Origin of the sequence: Pseudomonas syringae, from assembly GCF_021606685.1 — a bacterium.
GTDB lineage: Bacteria > Pseudomonadota > Gammaproteobacteria > Pseudomonadales > Pseudomonadaceae > Aquipseudomonas > Aquipseudomonas syringae_R.
In genome coordinates this window covers 117,046-135,612 of record NZ_WKCB01000006.1, presented here as the reverse complement: position 1 = coordinate 135,612, position 18,567 = coordinate 117,046, and the positions used below count along the sequence as shown (strand labels likewise).

At 61.1% G+C, this 18,567-nt stretch carries 19 protein-coding genes and 1 pseudogene; 12 read left to right on the top strand and 8 right to left on the bottom strand.

From position 1 onward, the window contains the following. On the bottom strand, positions 1–1,094 hold a 1,094-nt coding region (locus GIW02_RS04460), incomplete at its 3' end, for an MFS transporter (protein WP_236421782.1). Between the two features lie 149 nt (positions 1,095–1,243). Continuing rightward, the gene (locus GIW02_RS04455; protein WP_236411567.1) at positions 1,244–2,737 is read right to left on the bottom strand and encodes an aldehyde dehydrogenase; all 1,494 of its coding nucleotides are present in this window, start codon (positions 2,735–2,737) and stop codon (positions 1,244–1,246) included. Positions 2,738–2,968: 231 nt separating this feature from the next. Between GIW02_RS04455 and GIW02_RS04450 the strand changes: the two genes are divergently transcribed. Continuing rightward, positions 2,969–3,331, top strand: coding sequence for a cupin domain-containing protein (locus GIW02_RS04450; RefSeq protein ID WP_122774527.1), 363 nt, complete (start codon positions 2,969–2,971; stop codon positions 3,329–3,331). A 71-nt stretch (positions 3,332–3,402) separates the two neighbouring features. On the opposite strand, the gene rpmG is transcribed toward GIW02_RS04450, so the two are convergent. After that, positions 3,403–3,558: a 50S ribosomal protein L33 gene (gene rpmG, locus GIW02_RS04445; protein WP_003176906.1), complete on the bottom strand. Its 156-nt coding sequence runs from the start codon at positions 3,556–3,558 to the stop codon at positions 3,403–3,405. 11 nt (positions 3,559–3,569) lie between these two features. Then, entirely contained in the window at positions 3,570–3,803 is a 234-nt protein-coding gene (gene rpmB / locus GIW02_RS04440) for a 50S ribosomal protein L28 (RefSeq protein WP_003176907.1), read from the bottom strand. Positions 3,804–4,261: 458 nt separating this feature from the next. Here rpmB and GIW02_RS04435 point away from each other — a divergent pair, with 458 nt between their 5' ends. After that, positions 4,262–5,854 carry an ABC transporter substrate-binding protein gene (locus GIW02_RS04435; protein ID WP_236411566.1) on the top strand — a complete coding sequence of 531 codons (1,593 nt, stop codon included), beginning with the start codon at positions 4,262–4,264 and terminating at the stop codon, positions 5,852–5,854. A 25-nt stretch (positions 5,855–5,879) separates the two neighbouring features. On the opposite strand, the gene radC is transcribed toward GIW02_RS04435, so the two are convergent. After that, positions 5,880–6,554 carry a RadC family protein gene (radC, locus tag GIW02_RS04430; RefSeq protein WP_236411565.1) on the bottom strand — a complete coding sequence of 225 codons (675 nt, stop codon included), beginning with the start codon at positions 6,552–6,554 and terminating at the stop codon, positions 5,880–5,882. A gap of 152 nt (positions 6,555–6,706) precedes the next feature. Between radC and coaBC the strand changes: the two genes are divergently transcribed. The 4 genes and pseudogenes from coaBC (at position 6,707) to argB (ending at position 10,963) form a co-directional block, all read left to right on the top strand. Then, complete coding sequence (gene coaBC / locus GIW02_RS04425; protein ID WP_236411564.1) at positions 6,707–7,915, top strand: bifunctional phosphopantothenoylcysteine decarboxylase/phosphopantothenate--cysteine ligase CoaBC; 1,209 nt, start codon at positions 6,707–6,709, stop codon at positions 7,913–7,915. Between the two features lie 5 nt (positions 7,916–7,920). Then, on the top strand, positions 7,921–8,376 hold the full coding sequence (dut, locus tag GIW02_RS04420) for a dUTP diphosphatase (protein ID WP_236411563.1): 456 nt from the start codon (positions 7,921–7,923) through the stop codon (positions 8,374–8,376). Between the two features lie 240 nt (positions 8,377–8,616). Next, positions 8,617–10,038: pseudogene (locus GIW02_RS04415) on the top strand (phosphomannomutase/phosphoglucomutase); the annotation flags it as partial. Between the two features lie 19 nt (positions 10,039–10,057). Then, positions 10,058–10,963 carry an acetylglutamate kinase gene (gene argB, locus GIW02_RS04410; protein ID WP_015886532.1) on the top strand — a complete coding sequence of 302 codons (906 nt, stop codon included), beginning with the start codon at positions 10,058–10,060 and terminating at the stop codon, positions 10,961–10,963. Between the two features lie 205 nt (positions 10,964–11,168). On the opposite strand, the gene pyrE is transcribed toward argB, so the two are convergent. Next, positions 11,169–11,813, bottom strand: coding sequence for an orotate phosphoribosyltransferase (gene pyrE, locus GIW02_RS04405; RefSeq protein WP_003195489.1), 645 nt, complete (start codon positions 11,811–11,813; stop codon positions 11,169–11,171). A gap of 82 nt (positions 11,814–11,895) precedes the next feature. Here pyrE and GIW02_RS04400 point away from each other — a divergent pair, with 82 nt between their 5' ends. Next, positions 11,896–12,675 (top strand): exodeoxyribonuclease III, encoded by a 780-nt coding sequence (locus GIW02_RS04400; RefSeq protein WP_003195493.1) that lies wholly within the window; start codon positions 11,896–11,898, stop codon positions 12,673–12,675. A 58-nt stretch (positions 12,676–12,733) separates the two neighbouring features. Here the strand turns inward: GIW02_RS04400 and GIW02_RS04395 are convergent, their stop codons facing one another. Together GIW02_RS04395 and rph are read right to left on the bottom strand one after the other, a co-directional pair. After that, positions 12,734–13,102 carry a DUF4870 domain-containing protein gene (locus GIW02_RS04395; protein WP_236411561.1) on the bottom strand — a complete coding sequence of 123 codons (369 nt, stop codon included), beginning with the start codon at positions 13,100–13,102 and terminating at the stop codon, positions 12,734–12,736. Between the two features lie 22 nt (positions 13,103–13,124). Then, positions 13,125–13,847 (bottom strand): ribonuclease PH, encoded by a 723-nt coding sequence (gene rph / locus GIW02_RS04390; RefSeq protein ID WP_003213280.1) that lies wholly within the window; start codon positions 13,845–13,847, stop codon positions 13,125–13,127. A 185-nt stretch (positions 13,848–14,032) separates the two neighbouring features. On the opposite strand from rph, the gene GIW02_RS04385 reads away from it, so the two are divergent. The 5 genes from GIW02_RS04385 (at position 14,033) to GIW02_RS04365 (ending at position 18,529) form a co-directional block, all read left to right on the top strand. After that, complete coding sequence (locus tag GIW02_RS04385) at positions 14,033–14,896, top strand: YicC/YloC family endoribonuclease (RefSeq protein WP_236411559.1); 864 nt, start codon at positions 14,033–14,035, stop codon at positions 14,894–14,896. Positions 14,897–14,906: 10 nt separating this feature from the next. Further along, on the top strand, positions 14,907–15,527 hold the full coding sequence (gene gmk / locus GIW02_RS04380; protein ID WP_010168203.1) for a guanylate kinase: 621 nt from the start codon (positions 14,907–14,909) through the stop codon (positions 15,525–15,527). 167 nt (positions 15,528–15,694) lie between these two features. Further along, positions 15,695–15,958, top strand: coding sequence for a DNA-directed RNA polymerase subunit omega (rpoZ, locus tag GIW02_RS04375; RefSeq protein WP_060753671.1), 264 nt, complete (start codon positions 15,695–15,697; stop codon positions 15,956–15,958). Positions 15,959–16,018: 60 nt separating this feature from the next. Beyond that, on the top strand, positions 16,019–18,124 hold the full coding sequence (gene spoT, locus GIW02_RS04370; RefSeq protein ID WP_236411557.1) for a bifunctional GTP diphosphokinase/guanosine-3',5'-bis pyrophosphate 3'-pyrophosphohydrolase: 2,106 nt from the start codon (positions 16,019–16,021) through the stop codon (positions 18,122–18,124). A 24-nt stretch (positions 18,125–18,148) separates the two neighbouring features. Then, complete coding sequence (locus GIW02_RS04365; protein ID WP_236411556.1) at positions 18,149–18,529, top strand: RidA family protein; 381 nt, start codon at positions 18,149–18,151, stop codon at positions 18,527–18,529. Positions 18,530–18,567 lie beyond the last annotated feature (38 nt).

Sequence of the window (18,567 nt, the reverse complement as noted above, 5' to 3'; positions counted from 1 at the left end):
ACCAACCCCAACGCCCCCGCCGCCATCAGCCACGGCAGTGCATGCCCACTGATCCACTGGCTGCCCGCGCCCGCCACCAGCGGGCCGATCAGGCACCCGATGCCCCATAGCTGCGCCACATGCGCATTGGCGCGCACCAGTGCATCGTCGCGGTAGCGCTCGCCGATCAGGATCAACGACAAGGTAAACAACCCACCGGCACTGGCGCCGAACAGCACCCACACCGGCCAGATCAATGGCGTGTGCATCAATACCGGAATCGCCAGGCTCGAGCCCAGCAACAGCAGCGCACAACTCAGGAACAAGGTGCGCCGTGGCAGGTAATCCGCCAACGCGCCGATGGGCAGTTGCAGCAACGCATCACCGACCACCACCGTGCTGACCATCGCCAGGGCGACCTCGGCGGTAAACCCTTGTTGCAGGCAATACACCGGCAGCAGCGTCAGAATCATGGCTTCGAATGCCGCGAACAAAGCCACCGCCCAGGCAATCGCCGGCAAACTCAGGCAGAAGCGCCACAGTTGCGCGAAGGTCACGCTGAAAGACTCGGCGCTCGGAGCGCCGGAGCGCCCCAGCAGCAAAAACGGCGCGACCAGCAGCAGGCCTACCCCGACCCAGAAACCGTAATCATGCTCGGTGCCGATCAAGCCCAGCAGCAACGGCCCCGACAACTGGCTCAAGGCGTAACTGCAGCCATACAAGGCCACCAGGCGACCACGCCACTGCTCGACCACCAACTGGTTGATCCAGCTTTCGCCGAGGATAAACACAATGGTCAGGATCACCCCGATCATCAGCCGCAGCACCAGCCACACCGGGTAACTGGGCAAAATCGCCAGCAAGCCGATGGACACCGCCCCCGCCCACAGGCACAAGCGCATCAGCTTGGCAGTGCCCAACCATGAGGCCATGCGGCTGGAGACTTTTGCGCCCAGCAACACGCCAAACGCCGGCATGGCCGCCATCACGCCAATGGCGAAACTGCCGTAGCCCCAGCCTTCCAGGCGCAAGGACACCAGCGGCATGCTGACGCCCAGGGCCAGGCCGACGCTGAGTACCGAGGCCAACACGGCGAAGTAAGTCGCCCAACGCATTGCCACGCTCCTGTGGATAATTCTTGAGTACACACAAAACAGTGTGGGAGGGGGCTTGCCCCCGATAGCGGTGGGTCAGTGAGCACTGTTAGTGCCTGACCCACGGCTATCGGGGGCAAGCCCCCTCCCACATTTGCCTGCGGTGTTGCTTAAAGCTTGATCCAGGTCGCCTTGAGTTCGGTGTACTTGTCGAACGCATGCAGCGACTTGTCGCGACCGTTGCCCGACTGCTTGAAGCCACCAAACGGTGCGGTCATGTCGCCGCCGTCGTACTGGTTGACCCACACGCTACCGGCACGCAGGGCCTTGGCGGTGAGGTGCGCCTTGGAGATATCCGCCGTCCACACTGCTGCGGCCAGGCCGTATTGGGTGTCGTTGGCGATGGCGATGGCTTCTTCGGCGCTGTCGAAAGTGATCACCGACAGCACGGGGCCGAAGATCTCTTCCTGGGCGATTTTCATCGCGTTGGTCACGCCGTCGAAAATCGTCGGCTCCACGTAGGTGCCGCCGGTTTCTTCCAGCGTGCGTTTACCGCCCGCCACCAGCTTGGCGCCGTCAGCGTGGCCGGCTTCGATGTACGAAAGCACGGTGTTCATCTGCTGGGTGTCCACCAAGGCGCCGACGTTGGTCGCCGGGTCCAGCGGGTTGCCAGGCTTCCAGCCCTTGAGGGCCTCGATCACCAGCGGTAGGAATTTATCCTTGATGGAGCGCTCCACCAGCAGGCGCGAACCGGCGGTGCAGACTTCGCCCTGGTTGAAGGCGATGGCGCTGGCGGCGGATTCGGCGGCGGCTTGCAGGTCCGGGGCGTCGGCGAACACGATGTTCGGGCTCTTGCCGCCCGCTTCCAGCCACACGCGCTTCATGTTCGACTCGCCGGAGCGGATCAACAACTGCTTGGCGATCTTGGTGGAACCAGTGAACACCAGGGTATCGACGTCCATGTGCAGCGCCAGCGCGTTGCCCACGGTGTGGCCGTAGCCCGGCAGCACGTTGAACACGCCTTTTGGAATACCGGCTTCAACGGCCAGGGCCGCGATGCGGATGGCGGTCAGCGGGGATTTTTCAGACGGTTTGAGGATCACCGAGTTACCCGTGGACAACGCCGGGCCGAGCTTCCAGCAGGCCATCATCAGCGGAAAGTTCCACGGCACAATGGCGCCGACAACGCCGACCGGCTCGCGGGTCACCAGGCCCAGTTGATCGTGCGGGGTGGCCGCGACTTCGTCATAGATCTTGTCGATGGCCTCGCCGCTCCAGCTCAGGGCATTGGCTGCGCCGGGAACGTCGATACCCAGGGAATCGCTGATCGGTTTGCCCATGTCCAGGGTTTCAAGCAGCGCCAGCTCTTCAGCGTTGGCCTTGAGCAGCGCGGCGAAACGGATCATGGTGGCTTTGCGTTTGGCCGGCGCAAGGCGCGACCAGACACCGGAATTGAAGGTGGCGCGGGCATTTTCTACGGCGCGCTGGGCGTCGGCGGCGTCACAGCTGGCAACGGTGGCCAACAGACGGCCATCGACCGGGCTGATGCATTCGAACGTGTCACCGGAAACGGCGGCGGTGTATTCGCCATTGATATAGGCGCGGCCTTCGATCTTGAGATCCTTGGCGCGTTGTTCCCAGTCGGCACGGGTCAGGGTGGTCATGCGAGTGTCCTCCGCTAATTGAATACAAGGGCCAGGTGATGTCCCCCGGCAGCCTCAAAGAATTCTTTGCCCGGCCAGCCTGCAGTTCGGCTCAAGGCAGCTGCCACCCTAAACCAGCGGCTGGGGGTGTTTCAATATATTTGACATAACCCCAGAAAACGCCCTTGCGATGTTCATTTTAATAAACATAGACTTTGGGCTCTCCAACCGCAGGCCAGACGGGACACGCACATGAGCATCCAGGACATCGTCGACTTCAGCCAAGCCAGCACCGCCCCAGATCGCTACCGCCCTGCTGCAGAAAAAATCCTCAAGGGTGACCCCGAGCAAACCCTCTACAACCATTACAACAGTCCGTGCGGCCAGATGAGCGCCGGGGTCTGGGAAGGTGAAGTCGGGCAGTGGAAGGTCAACTACACCGAGCATGAGTACTGCGAAATTGTGCAGGGTGTTTCTGTGTTGCGCGACGCCGAGGGTAACGCCAAGACCTTGCGCGCCGGCGACCGTTTCGTCATCCCCGCAGGTTTCAGCGGCACCTGGGAAGTGCTCGAGCCGTGCCGCAAGATCTACGTGGTGTTCGAACAGAAAGCCTGATCAGCAAATCGCAGGCAAAAAAAAGCCCGACTCGTGAGAGACGGGCTTTTTTTCACAAGGAGGAAAATCAATTACTTGATTTTGCCTTCTTTGTAGATCACGTGCTTGCGAACGCGCGGGTCGAACATTTTCTTTTCGAGCTTGTCCGGGGTAGTACGCTTGTTCTTGTCGGTAGTGTAGAAGTGACCAGTACCGGCGCTAGAGATCATTCGAATCAATTCACGCATGATAAAGCTCCTTAGATCTTGCCAGCGGCGCGGATTTCGGCCAGCACGACAGTGATGCCGCGCTTGTCGATGATACGCATGCCTTTGGCAGATACACGCAGGCGAACAAAACGTTTCTCTTCTTCAACCCAGAAGCGGTGATGCTGCAGGTTCGGCAGGAAACGACGACGGGTTTTGTTATTTGCGTGGGAAATGTTATTCCCAGTCACCGGACCCTTACCGGTAACTTGACAGACTCTCGACATGCCTCAGCCCTCTAAAACCACATGCCCAACCCGGCATGGGTTGGCCGCTTAATCTCTCAGTCATTTGGCGCCAGGCGCCGCGTTTCTTTAAGGGTCTTACCGGCTACACCTACAGTGAAGGAACCGGGCCCCTAGAAAAGAGCGCTGCTTTATACCAGAAAGACCCCAGTGCAACAACAGCCTGTGTGTTTTTACCACCGTAAATATCGGCGATAGACGCGCGAACCGTTGCCAGGAGGGGCCGCTGTCACAGCCGACCGCTCGTCGCACAGAATGATTTACAGCACCCGCCCGCGCAGTGATGCGCACGGCGAAACGCGCTGAGGCGCCATCAAAACAGCATTTGGAGCAAAAGCACAGGCAAAAATGGGCTAGTCATTTGTCAAACAGACCACTACGGTAGGCTTTTTCCAGACTGCACTCGCAGATGGGCCTTCGATCTGCAAAGGAACCCCAACATGCGCCTCGCTGCCCTACCGCTATTGCTAGCCCCTTTCTTTATCGCCCCGCTGGCCTCTGCCGCCAGCAACCTGAGCGTCTGCACCGAGGCCAGCCCCGAAGGGTTCGACGTGGTGCAATACAACTCGCTGACCACCACCAACGCCTCGGCCGATGTGCTGATGAATCGCCTGGTGGATTACGACGCGGCCCGCGGCAAACTGGTGCCCAGCCTGGCGGACAGCTGGGACGTCTCGGCAGATGGCCTGACCTACACCTTCAAGCTGCACCCGAACGTGAAATTCCATCGCACCGAGTATTTCACCCCGAGCCGCACCCTGACCGCAGAAGACGTGCGCTTCAGCTTCGAACGCATGCTCGACCCGGCTCATCCATGGCACAAGATCGCCCAGAGCGGCTTCCCCCATGCGCAGTCCCTGCAGTTGCCCACACTGATCAAGAAGATCGACGCCCTCGACCCACTGACCGTGCGCTTTACCCTGGACCACGCCGACTCCACCTTCCTCGCGGCGCTGAGCATGGGCTTTGCCTCGATCTACCCAGCCGAATATGCCGACAAACTGCTCAAGGCCGGCACGCCGGAGAAGCTCAACAGCCAGCCGATCGGCACCGGGCCGTTCATTTTCAGCCGTTTCCAGAAAGATGCCGTGGTGCGCTACAAAGCCAACCCGGACTACTTCGCCGGCAAACCGGCTGTGGATAACTTGATCTTCGCGATCACCCCGGACGCCAACGTGCGCCTGCAGAAACTCAAGCGCGATGAGTGCCAGATTGCCCTGTCGCCCAAGCCTCTGGACGTCGGCGAAGCCGAAAAAGACTCCGCGCTCAAGGTGGAAAAAACCGCCGCCTTCATGACCGCCTTCGTGGCCATCAACAGCCAGCACCCGCCGCTGGACAAGCCCGAAGTGCGCCAGGCGATCAACCTGGCCTTCGACAAGGCCAGCTACCTCAAGGCCGTATTCGAAGGCACCGCCGAAGCCGCCAACGGTCCTTACCCGCCCAACACGTGGAGCTACGCCAAGGAGTTGCCGGGTTATCCACAGGACCTCGCCAAGGCCAAGGCGCTGCTCGACCGCGCCGGGCTCAAGGAAGGCTTCAAGACCACCATCTGGACGCGCCCTACCGGCAGCCTGCTGAACCCCAACCCGAACCTCGGTGCGCAACTGTTGCAAGCGGACTTGGCCAAAGTCGGCATCCAGGCCGAGATCCGCGTGATCGAATGGGGCGAGCTGATCCGTCGCGCCAAAGCCGGCGAACACGACCTGCTGTTCATGGGCTGGGCTGGCGACAACGGCGACCCGGATAACTTCCTGACCCCGCAGTTCTCCTGCGCGGCGGTAAAATCCGGCACCAACTTCGCCCGCTATTGCGACCCGGCGCTGGACAAGCTGATCAGCGCCGGCAAGACCACCAGCGAGCAAGGCGTGCGCAGCAAGCTGTATCAGCAGGCCCAGGCGCAGATCCAGCAGCAGGCGCTGTGGCTGCCGCTGGCGCACCCGACGGCGTTTGCGTTGGCCCGCAAAAACGTCGAGGGCTACCAGGTAAGCCCGTTCGGGCGCCAGGACTTCTCCAAGGTCAGCGCCAAGCCGTGAGCCCCCGCCCCGCCGTATGGCGGGGCTACATCCATCCGTGTTCCGCCATCGACAGCGGGTCGCCATCGCCCACGATAATGTGGTCCAGCACCCGCACATCCACGACCTCCAGGGCCTTTTGCAGGATTTTGGTCAATTTTCGATCAGCTGCGCTCGGCTCCAGGCTGCCCGAAGGATGGTTGTGGCACAGGATCAACGCCGCCGCGTTATAGGCCAGTGCGCGCTTGACCACTTGCCGTGGGTACACCATGGCGGCATCGATGGTGCCCTCCGATAATGCCTCGAAGCCCAGCACGCGGTGCCTTGAGTCAAGGAACAGACAGCCGAATACCTCGTGGGGCTCATGGCGCAACAGCGCCTTGAGGTAATCACGCACAGCCACCGGGCTTTCCAGTACCGAGTCATTGCGCAAGCGCTCGGCCATATGGCGCCGGGACATCTCCAGCACCGCCTGCAACTGGGCAAACTTTGCCGGCCCCAGGCCCAATTGCTGGCTGAACAGTGTCTGGCTGGCCTCCAGCAACGGGCGCAGGCCGCCAAACTGCGCCAACAAATGACGCGCCAGGTCCACCGCGCTCCAGCCGGACACGCCGGTACGCAGGAAGATCGCCAGCAATTCGGCATCCGACAGGCTCGCCGCCCCCCACTCCAGAAGCTTCTCCCGCGGCCGCTCTGCTACAGGCCAATCGCGAATACTCATCTCACCTCCCTCTCTATGGGCGCCATGTGCGCCGCTGTTGCAGGACGGACGCTGTGTTATCGTAGGCCCTCTTTTTTGCATGCGATTTCCCCTGGGGAGGGGGCATCGCAGGCGTCACTGAACTGGCATCACTGAACTGGAAAGGCAAACCAATGCAGCGTCTGTATCGGAAACGCATCGTTCTCGGCGTTGGCGGCGGCATTGCCGCCTACAAGAGCGCAGAGCTGGTCCGCAGGCTCCTGGACCAGGGCGCCGAAGTGCGCGTGGTCATGACGCGTGGTGGCAGTGAATTCATCACGCCGCTGACCATGCAGGCCTTGTCCGGGCACCCGGTTCACTTGGACCTGCTGGACCCGGCGGCCGAAGCTGCCATGGGCCATATCGAGCTGGCCAAATGGGCCGACCTGGTGCTGATTGCCCCGGCCACCGCCGACCTGATCGCGCGCCTGGCCCAAGGCATCGCCGATGACCTGCTGACGACCCTGGTACTGGCCACCGACGCCACCGTCGCCATCGCCCCGGCCATGAACCAGGCCATGTGGCGCGACCCGGCCACCCAGGCCAACACTCAGCTCTTGCAAAGTCGTGGCCTCAAAGTGTTCGGCCCGGCATCCGGCAGCCAGGCCTGCGGCGACGTGGGCATGGGCCGCATGCTCGAAGCCACCGACCTGGCGTTGTGCGCCGCCGAATGCTTCCAGCACCTGGCCCTGACCGGCAAGCACGTGCTGATTACCGCCGGCCCGACCCAGGAAAACATCGACCCGGTGCGCTACATCACCAACCATAGCTCAGGAAAAATGGGCTTTGCCCTGGCCGAAGCGGCGGTTGAGGCAGGCGCACGCGTCACCTTGATCACTGGCCCAGTGCATTTGCCGACCCCTGATCGCGTCACGCGAATCGACGTAGTCAGCGCCCGGGACATGTTGGCGGCCTGTGAGGCAGCCATTCCCTGCGAATTGTTTATCGCCTCGGCAGCGGTCGCAGACTACCGCCCGGAAGTCGTGGCCCCGCAAAAGCTCAAGAAAGACCCTACAAGCGGTGACGGCCTGCTCCTGCAAATGGTGCGCAACCCGGACATCCTGGCCACCATCGCCACGCGTCCGGACCGCCCGTTCAGCGTCGGCTTTGCCGCCGAGACCGAACACCTGCTGGACTACGCCGCACGCAAACTGAAAGACAAAAACCTCGACTTGATCGTTGCCAATGATGTCGCCAACCCGAGCATCGGCTTCAACAGCGAGGAAAACGCCTGCAGCGTGATCGACCGCGAGCTGCACGCCACCCTTTTCGCCCAGACCAGCAAGGGCAAAATTGCCCGCCAACTGATCTCTTTTATCGCCCAACGGCTGAACCAGGTTTAATTTCCATGCACGCTTTGCAAGCCAAGATCCTCGACCCACGCATCGGCACCGAATTCCCATTGCCGGCCTACGCCACCCCGGGTTCCGCCGGCCTCGACCTGCGCGCCATGCTCAAGCAAGACACCGTGCTTGAGCCGGGCCAGACCCTGCTGATTCCAACCGGCCTGTCGATCTACGTCGGCGATCCGGGCCTGGCGGCGTTGATCCTGCCGCGCTCCGGCCTGGGCCACAAACACGGCATCGTGCTGGGCAATCTGGTGGGCCTGATCGATTCGGACTACCAGGGCGAGCTGATGGTGTCGTGCTGGAACCGTGGCCAGACCGCCTTCAACATCGCCGTCGGCGAGCGCATTGCCCAGTTGGTACTGGTGCCAGTGGTACAGGCGCACTTCGAGCTGGTCGAGGAGTTCGATGAAACCCAGCGCGGCGCAGGCGGTTTTGGGCATTCCGGCAGTCACTGACTAAGCTGAATCTGGCCGGGTACTTTTACCCGGCCCGACGCCCCCGCAAGGCTTTTCAGGATGAAGAATGCGCGGATTTTCTCAGCGAGATTTCACCAATGAAATCAATGCATTACGCGATCGCCAAGGCGGAGCCAGCACTCCGATGGCACTTTTGCACCACGAACTCTCTGCCGAAAACGTCGTCATACCCTTCAGTTTGAGCCTGCCGGTCAGCCACTTTAAGGCCAGCCTTGCCCCCTTCAGATGGAGTTTCCCCCCGCGATGAGTACCGCAGCCCGAGTAGCCCCGACATTCCCCGACAGCATCTTTCGCGCCTACGACATCCGTGGCGTAGTGCCCAAGACCCTGACCGCCGAAACCGCCTACTGGATTGGCCGCGCCATCGGCTCCCAGAGCCTGGCCCAGGGCGAGCCGAACGTTTCGGTCGGCCGTGACGGTCGCCTGTCCGGTCCGGAGCTGGTGGAGCAACTGATCCAGGGCCTGGCCGACAGCGGCTGCCACGTCAGCGACGTGGGCCTGGTGCCAACGCCTGCGCTGTACTACGCCGCCAACGTGCTGGCCGGCAAATCCGGGGTGATGCTCACCGGCAGCCATAACCCGTCGGACTACAACGGCTTCAAAATCGTCATCGCCGGCGACACTCTCGCCAACGAACAGATCCAGGCCCTGCATACCCGCCTCAAGACCAACGACCTGACCAGCGGCAAGGGCAGCATCACCAAAGTCGACATCCTGCAGCGCTACTCCGATGAGATCACCCGCGACGTCAAGCTCGCGCGCCGCCTCAAAGTGGTGGTGGACTGCGGCAACGGCGCGGCCGGCGTGATCGCCCCGCAACTGCTCGAAGCATTGAACTGCGAAGTGATCCCATTGTTCTGCGACGTGGACGGCCACTTCCCGAACCACCACCCGGACCCGGGCAAGCCGGAAAACCTGGTGGACCTGATCGCCAAGGTCAAGGAAACCGGGGCCGACGTCGGCCTGGCCTTCGACGGTGACGGCGACCGCGTGGGCGTGGTGACCGAAACCGGCGAGATCGTCTTCCCGGACCGCCTGCTGATGCTGTTTGCCCGCGATGTGGTAGCGCGCAATGCCAACGCCGAGATCATTTTCGACGTCAAGTGCACCCGCCGCCTCACCCCGCTGATCAAGGAATATGGCGGTCGTCCGCTAATGTGGAAGACCGGTCACTCGTTGATCAAAAAGAAAATGAAGGAAACCGGCGCCCTGTTGGCCGGTGAAATGAGTGGCCACGTGTTCTTCAAGGAGCGCTGGTTCGGGTTTGACGACGGCATTTACAGCGCCGCACGCCTGCTGGAGATCCTCAGCAAAGAAAAATCCACCGCCGAAGAGCTGTTTCAGACCTTCCCGAATGATATTTCTACGCCAGAGATCAATATCCATGTGACCGAGGAGAGCAAATTCAGCATCATTGACGCACTGCACGATGCGCAATGGGGCGAAGGCGCCAACCTGACCACCATTGATGGTGTGCGAGTCGATTACGCCAAAGGCTGGGGCCTGGTGCGCGCGTCCAACACCACACCGGTGCTGGTGCTGCGTTTCGAGGCGGATACCGAGGCTGAGTTGCAGCGCATCAAGGACGTGTTCCACGCCCAGTTGAAACGTGTTGCCCCTGATCTCCAATTACCGTTCTGATTTTTTACCGGAGCCCTGAATGACCCTCGAACGCGAAGCCGCTGCCAACACCGCCAAGGTCCTGTCCGAAGCGTTGCCTTACATTCGACGCTACGTCGGCAAGACGCTGGTGATCAAGTACGGCGGCAATGCCATGGAAAGCGACGAGCTGAAAACCGGCTTTGCCCGTGACATCGTGTTGATGAAAGCCGTGGGGATCAACCCCGTGGTGGTTCACGGCGGCGGCCCGCAGATCGGCGACCTGCTCAAGCGCTTGTCGATCGAGAGTCACTTCATTGATGGCATGCGCGTCACTGACGCGCAGACCATGGACGTGGTGGAGATGGTCCTCGGCGGCCAGGTCAACAAAGACATCGTCAACTTGATCAACCGTCACGGCGGCAGCGCCATCGGCCTGACCGGCAAGGACGCGGAGCTGATCCGCGCGAAAAAACTGACGGTCACCCGCCAGACGCCGGAAATGACCCAGCCGGAAATCATCGACATCGGCCAGGTAGGCGAAGTAATCGGCATCAACACCGATTTGCTGAACCTGCTGGTCAAAGGCGACTTCATTCCGGTGATCGCGCCGATCGGCGTGGGTGCCAACGGTGAGTCCTACAACATCAACGCCGACCTGGTGGCGGGCAAGGTGGCCGAAGCGCTCAAAGCTGAAAAGCTGATGCTGCTGACCAACATCGCCGGCCTGATGGACAAGGAAGGCAAGGTGCTGACCGGCTTGACCACCCAGCAAGTAGACGAGCTGATCGCCGACGGCACCATCTACGGCGGCATGCTGCCCAAGATCCGTTGCGCGCTGGAAGCAGTGCAAGGCGGCGTCGGTAGCTCGCTGATCCTCGACGGCCGGGTGCCGAATGCGATCCTGCTGGAAATCTTCACCGACACCGGTGTGGGCACGCTGATCAGCAACCGCAAGCGTCCGTAAGCGCTGCAAACAAAAAAGCCCCGCTCAATCTGATTGAGCGGGGCTTTTTTATACAGGCGATTAACTTGAGCCTTGCGGTGATCCAAATGTGGGAGGGGGCTTGCTCCCGATAGCGGTGGGTCAGTGCTGAAAATACCAACTGATACACCGCCATCGGGAGCAAGCCCCCTCCCACACTAGCCCTCACACACAAGGGGGCTCTGTGTCAGACGCCGAACTGCTCACGGTACGCACGCACCGCCGGCAGATGCTGCTTGAGCTGCGGATCATCTTCCAGGAACTGCAATACCTGGTTCAACGACACGATGCTCACCACCGGGATGCCGAAATCACGCTCGACTTCCTGGATCGCCGACAATTCACCGTTGCCACGCTCCTGGCGGTTCAGCGCGATCAGCACACCGGCCGCCTTGGCGCCGTCCTGGGAAGCGATGATCTGCATCACTTCTCGGATCGCCGTGCCGGCGGTGATCACGTCGTCGATGATCAGCACATCACCGGTAAGCGGCGCGCCGACCAGGCTGCCGCCTTCGCCGTGAGCCTTGGCCTCTTTGCGGTTGAAGCACCACGGCAAATCCTGCCCGTGATGTTCAGCCAAAGCCACGGCGGTAGCGGCGGCCAGGGGAATACCCTTGTAGGCCGGGCCGAACAGCACGTCGAAGGAAATACCGCTTTCAACGATGGCTGCCGCGTAGAAACGACCCAGCTGAGCCAGGGCCGAACCCGAGTTGAACAAGCCTGCATTGAAGAAGTACGGGCTGGTGCGCCCGGACTTCAAAGTGAACTCACCGAAGCGCAAAACGCCGCGATCGATGGCAAAACGAATGAAATCGCGTTGATACGCCTGCATGAAAAAAGCCTCAGATACCACGGATTTAGCTAATTAGGTAGACGGCGTGTATCATACACGCACGCGATTTTTGGGGCCATTTATGCGGATCATCAGTGTGAACGTTAATGGTATTCAGGCTGCAGTCGAGCGTGGTTTGCTCAGTTGGCTGCAAGCCCAGAATGCCGACGTCATCTGCCTGCAGGATACCCGCGCCTCCGCCTTTGAACTGGACGACCCAGCCTTCCAACTGGATGGCTACTTCCTTTATGCCTGCGATGCCGAAGTGCCCACCCAAGGTGGCGTGGCTTTGTACTCGCGGTTGCAACCCAAGGCGGTCATCAGCGGCCTCGGCTTCGAGACAGCCGACCGCTACGGGCGCTACCTGCAAGCCGATTTCGATAAGGTCAGCATCGCGACCTTGCTGCTCCCTTCGGGGCAGAACGGCGATGAAGACTTGAACCAGAAGTTCAAGCTAATGGACGACTTCGCCCGTTATCTGGATAAACAGCGGCGCAAACGTCGCGAGTACATTTATTGTGGCTCGCTCTACGTGGCGCAACAGAAGCTGGATATCAAGAACTGGCGCGACAGCCAGCAATCCCCGGGCTTCCTGGCGCCGGAACGGGCCTGGATGGACGAGATTGTCGGCAATATGGGTTATGTAGATGCCCTGCGCGAAGTCAGCCGTGAAGGCGACCAGTACAGCTGGTGGCCAGATAATGAACAGGCTGAGATGCTCAACCTGGGCTGGCGTTTCGACTACCAGCTGCTGACCCCTGGCCTGCGCCGGTTCGTTCGCAGCGCACGCCTGCCGCGCCAGCCACGCTTCTCGCAGCACGCGCCGCTGATCGTGGACTACGACTGGACACTGACCATATAAGGTCTTTTCCCAGGCACAAAAAAACCGACATCGCTGTCGGTTTTTTTGTGGGCGCTCATTATTTGATCAGCCGCCAGGTCAAGGGATAGCGATAAACAATCCCCTTGTTGGCCTTGATGCTGCCAATGATGGTCAGCACCACGGTGGCGATGGCCAGGGCGATCATCAGGAAAAAGCCGATCACCGCAAACGCCAGCACGATGCAGGCTATCCAGGCGATGGCCACGGTGATCTGGAAGTTCAGGGCTTCCTTGCCCTGATCATCAATGAACGGGTCCACTTCCTTCTTCATCTGCCACAGGATCAACGGCCCCACGACACTTCCAAAGGGGAACACAAACCCCAGAAACGCCGCGAGATGACACAACATGGCCCCCTGACGCACTTCGTAGGAAGGCGTAGGCACTGGCATCTGGTTGCCACTCATGGCGCGTCTCCTTGAGGCGGGTTCAGTCGGCCAAAGCGGCGTTCTGCAGTTCGAAGATCTCGGTCATGCCTTTCTGGGCCAGGGCCAGCATGGCGTTCAGGTCCGCCGGCTGGAATGGCGCGCCTTCGGCGGTGCCCTGCACTTCGATGAAACCACCGGTGCTGGTCATGACGACGTTCAGGTCAGTCTCGGCGGCCGAGTCTTCCAGGTAGTCCAGGTCCAGCACTGGCTCGCCCTGATACATGCCGACCGACACAGCGGCGATCATCTGCTTGAGCGGGTCGCCGCCTTTCAGGCCGCCGCGCTTCTTGATCACTTTCAGCGCATCGACCAGCGCCACCATGGCACCGGTGATGGAGGCAGTACGGGTGCCGCCGTCGGCCTGGATTACATCGCAATCGACATACAGGGTCACGTCGCCCAGCTTGGACATATCCAGCGCCGCACGCAGCGAACGGCCGATCAGGCGCTGGATTTCCAGGGTGCGCCCGCCTTGCTTGCCACGGCTGGCTTCACGCTGGTTACGCTCGCCAGTGGCGCGCGGCAACATGCCGTATTCGGCAGTCAACCAGCCTTGGCCCTGGCCTTTAAGGAACCGCGGCACGCCGTTTTCGACGCTGACGGTGCAGATAACCTTGGTATCGCCAAACTCGACCAGTACGGATCCCTCGGCGTGTTTGGTGTAGTTGCGGGTGATGCGGATCGAGCGGAGCTGATCGGCAGCGCGACCACTTGGACGTTTCATAGGGGGTACCTGTACTGAGGACGAAAAACTGCCGAGCATTATAGAGCCGTGAGCCGATTCGGGGCACTTCTAAAAAATTCGGTTACGAATGGTCCAGTTTGGGCGCGCCCGCCCCACTGCGCTACAATCCTGCGCCTTCTTAACCATCAGCCCGTATTTGCGGGACTGCAACGCGAGGTACCTCCATGGTGCACAGCATGACCGCCTTCGCCCGCGTCGAAAAAGCCGGCGCCCAAGGCACCCTGAGCTGGGAACTGCGCTCGGTCAACAGCCGTTACCTGGAGCCGCACCTGCGCCTGCCGGAATCTTTCCGTGACCTCGAAGGCGCCGTGCGCGAAGCGCTGCGCCAGGGCATCTCCCGCGGCAAGCTGGAATGCACCCTGCGCTTTACCGAGGAAACCACCGGCAAACCGCTGCAGGTCGACCGCGACCGCGCCGCGCAGCTGGTCGCCGCCGCCGAAACCATCGCCGGCCTGATCAAGCAACCTGCCGCGCTCAACCCGCTGGAAGTGCTGGCCTGGCCAGGCGTGCTGGTAGCCGATGCCAGCGACCCGCAAGCCCTGAATGCCGAAGCCCTCGCCCTGTTCAACCAGGGCTTGAAGGAGCTCAAGGCCGGCCGCGAGCGCGAAGGCGCCGAGCTGGCCCGCCTGATCAACGAGCGCCTGACCTCGATCGAAGCCGACGTGGTCACCCTGCGCGAGCTGGTCCCGCAGATGCTGGCTACCCAGCGCCAGAAGGTGCTCGATCGTTTCACTGACATGAAGGCCGACCTCGACCCCGTGCGCCTGGAGCAAGAAATGGTGCTGCTGGCGCAGAAAAGCGACGTCGCCGAAGAGCTGGACCGCTTGAGCACCCACATCCTCGAAGTACGCCGCGTGCTCAAGTCCGGCGGTGCCGCCGGTCGGCGCCTGGACTTCCTGATGCAGGAACTCAACCGCGAAGCCAATACACTCGGCTCCAAGGCATTTGACCCGCGCAGCACCACGGCTGCGGTCAACCTCAAAGTGTTGATCGAGCAAATGCGCGAACAAGTACAGAATATTGAGTAAGGCAACTTCCATGACCCACAGCACCGGCACCCTTTACATCATTTCCGCCCCTTCGGGCGCGGGCAAGAGCAGCCTGGTCAAGGCCCTGACCGACGCTGACGAGCAGATCCGCATCTCGGTATCCCACACCACCCGCGCCATGCGCCCGGGCGAGGTGAACGGCGTGCACTATCACTTCGTCGAGCGCACCGAGTTCGTGAAGATGATCGAACACGGCGACTTCCTCGAGCGCGCCGAAGTCTTCGGCAACCTCTACGGCACCTCGCAAAGCCACCTGCAACAGACTCTGGATGAAGGTCACGACCTGATCCTGGAGATCGACTGGCAGGGCGCCGAGCAAGTGCGCCAGCTGATGCCCAAGGCCCGCTCGATCTTTATCCTGCCGCCATCGCTGGAAGCGTTGCACCAGCGCCTGACCAACCGTGGCCAGGACAGCGACGAGATCATCGAAGGCCGCATGCGTGAAGCAGTCAGCGAAATGAGCCACTACGTCGACTACGACTACCTGATCATCAATGACGATTTTGCCCACGCGCTGGATGACTTGAAGGCGATTTTCCGCACCAATCAGCTCCAGCAAAAGCGCCAACAGCAACGTTTCGGCAAATTACTCGCCGAACTGCTTGGCTGATTGGCTCTTCCCAAAACAGCTGCAAGGGCCTTACATTGGCACTTGTAGCGGTTTTGCGAGGGCCTGGGAAAAATCAGCGCTTCCCTAAACGCTGGTGATTTTTTAAACTGTTTAGTCCGCTCGCCCAACCGGGCAGCGCGCATCTTGCATTCGCTCCGAGGAATACCATGGCCCGCGTAACCGTTGAAGACTGCCTAGAACACGTGGATAACCGCTTTGAGCTGGTCATGCTCTCTACCAAGCGTGCCCGTCAACTGGCCACTGGCGGCAAAGAGCCCCTGGTCCAGTGGGAAAACGACAAGCCTACCGTTGTTGCCCTGCGCGAAATCGCTGAAGGCCTGATGAGCTACGAGTTCATCGCCGAGCAGGAAATCGTTCAAGACGAACCGCTGTTTGCAGCGTTCGAGGACGAGTCCAACGAGGCCGTCTAAGCCTATGCCTGGTCGACGTAGCACGGCGCGGAGTCAACGGCCGCGGCAGGAGTCAATCCTTTGCCGAGCATAGACGCCCTCGCCGATCGCTTATCGACCTACCTCGGCCCAGACCAGGTCAACCTGGTCCGCCGAGCGTATTTCTACGCCGAACAAGCCCACGACGGCCAACGCCGCCGCAGTGGCGAGGCGTATGTCACGCATCCTCTTGCGGTGGCAAATATTCTGGCCGACATGCACATGGACCATCAGAGCCTGATGGCCGCGATGCTGCATGACGTGATCGAAGACACCGGCATTGCCAAGGAAGCGCTCAGCGCGCAATTTGGCGAAACCGTGGCCGAACTGGTCGACGGGGTCAGCAAACTGACCCAGATGAACTTCGAGACCAAGGCCGAAGCCCAGGCAGAAAACTTCCAGAAGATGGCCATGGCCATGGCCCGCGACATCAGGGTAATCCTGGTCAAGCTGGCCGACCGGCTGCACAACATGCGCACGCTGGAAGTGCTTTCGGGCGAGAAGCGCCGGCGCATCGCCAAGGAAACCCTGGAAATCTACGCGCCCATCGCCAACCGGCTGGGCATGCACGCCATTCGCATCGAATTCGAAGACCTCGGCTTCAAGGCCATGCACCCGATGCGCTCGGCGCGTATCTACCAGGCGGTCAAGCGCGCTCGGGGCAACCGCAAGGAAATCGTCAACAAGATCGAAGAGTCGCTGAGCCACTGCCTGGCGATCGACGAAATCGAAGGCGAAGTCAGCGGGCGGCAGAAGCATATCTACGGCATCTACAAGAAGATGCGTGGCAAGCGCCGGGCCTTCAACGAGATCATGGACGTTTACGCGTTTCGGATCATCGTCGACAAGGTCGACACCTGCTATCGCGTGCTGGGCGCTGTACATAATTTGTACAAACCCCTGCCGGGTCGCTTCAAGGACTACATCGCGATTCCCAAGGCCAACGGCTATCAGTCGCTGCATACCACGCTGTTCGGTATGCATGGCGTGCCGATCGAGATCCAGATCCGCACCCGCGAAATGGAAGAGATGGCCAATAACGGCATCGCTGCCCATTGGCTGTACAAGTCCACCGGCGATGAGCAGCCCAAGGGCACCCACGCCCGCGCCCGCCAGTGGGTCAAAGGCGTGCTGGAAATGCAGCAACGTGCCGGCAACTCCCTGGAATTCATCGAAAGCGTGAAGATCGACCTGTTCCCGGACGAGGTCTATGTGTTCACGCCCAAAGGCCGGATCATGGAGCTGCCCAAGGGCTCCACGGCGGTTGACTTTGCCTACGCGGTGCACACCGACGTCGGCAACAGTTGCATTGCCTGCCGGATCAATCGGCGCCTGGCGCCGCTGTCCGAGCCGCTGCAAAGCGGCTCCACGGTCGAAATCGTCAGCGCACCCGGCGCACGCCCGAACCCGGCCTGGCTCAATTTTGTGGTCACCGGCAAAGCGCGGACACACATCCGCCACGCACTCAAACTGCAGCGCCGCTCCGAGTCGATCAGCCTTGGCGAACGCTTGCTGAACAAGGTGCTTAACGGTTTCGACAGTGCCCTGGACAAGATTCCTACAGAACGCGTGCAGGCAATGCTCCACGAGTATCGCCAGGAAACCATCGAAGACCTGCTGGAAGATATCGGCCTGGGCAACCGCATGGCCTATGTGGTCGCCCGTCGCCTGCTTGGCGAAGGCGAACAGCTGCCAAGCCCGGAAGGCCCGCTGGCGATTCGCGGCACCGAGGGCCTGGTGCTCAGCTACGCCAAGTGCTGCACGCCGATCCCGGGCGACCCGATTGTCGGCCACTTGTCGGCGGGCAAAGGCATGGTGGTGCACCTGGACAACTGCCGCAATATCACCGAAATCCGCCACAACCCGGAAAAATGCATCCAGCTCTCGTGGGCCAAGGATGTCACCGGCGAATTCAACGTCGAGCTGCGGGTCGAGCTGGAGCACCAGCGTGGCCTGATCGCCCTGCTGGCCAGCAGCGTCAACGCGGCCGACGGCAATATCGAAAAAATCAGCATGGACGAGCGCGATGGCCGCATCAGCGTGGTCCAGCTGGTGGTCAGCGTGCACGACCGCGTGCACCTGGCCCGCGTGATCAAGAAACTGCGCGCCTTGACCGGGGTCATCCGCATCACCCGTATGCGTGCATAACCCATCCATTACAAGGAGTCATACATGACCAAGACCGTTATCACCAGCGACAAGGCCCCGGCTGCCATCGGCACCTACTCCCAGGCAATCAAGGCCGGTAACACCGTCTACATGTCGGGCCAGATCCCGCTGGACCCAAAGACCATGGAACTGGTTGAAGGCTTCGAAGCACAAACCATACAGGTTTTCGAAAACCTCAAGTCGGTCGCCGAGGCCGCCGGTGGTTCGTTCAAGGACATCGTCAAACTGAACATCTTCCTCACCGACCTGAGCCACTTTGCCAAGGTCAACGAGATCATGGGCACGTACTTCGAACAGCCCTACCCAGCCCGCGCCGCCATCGGCGTTGCCGCCCTGCCAAAGGGCGCGCAGGTTGAGATGGACGCGATTCTGGTCATCGAGTAAAACACCCGGCGCAGCCCACACAGGCTGCGCCGACTTCG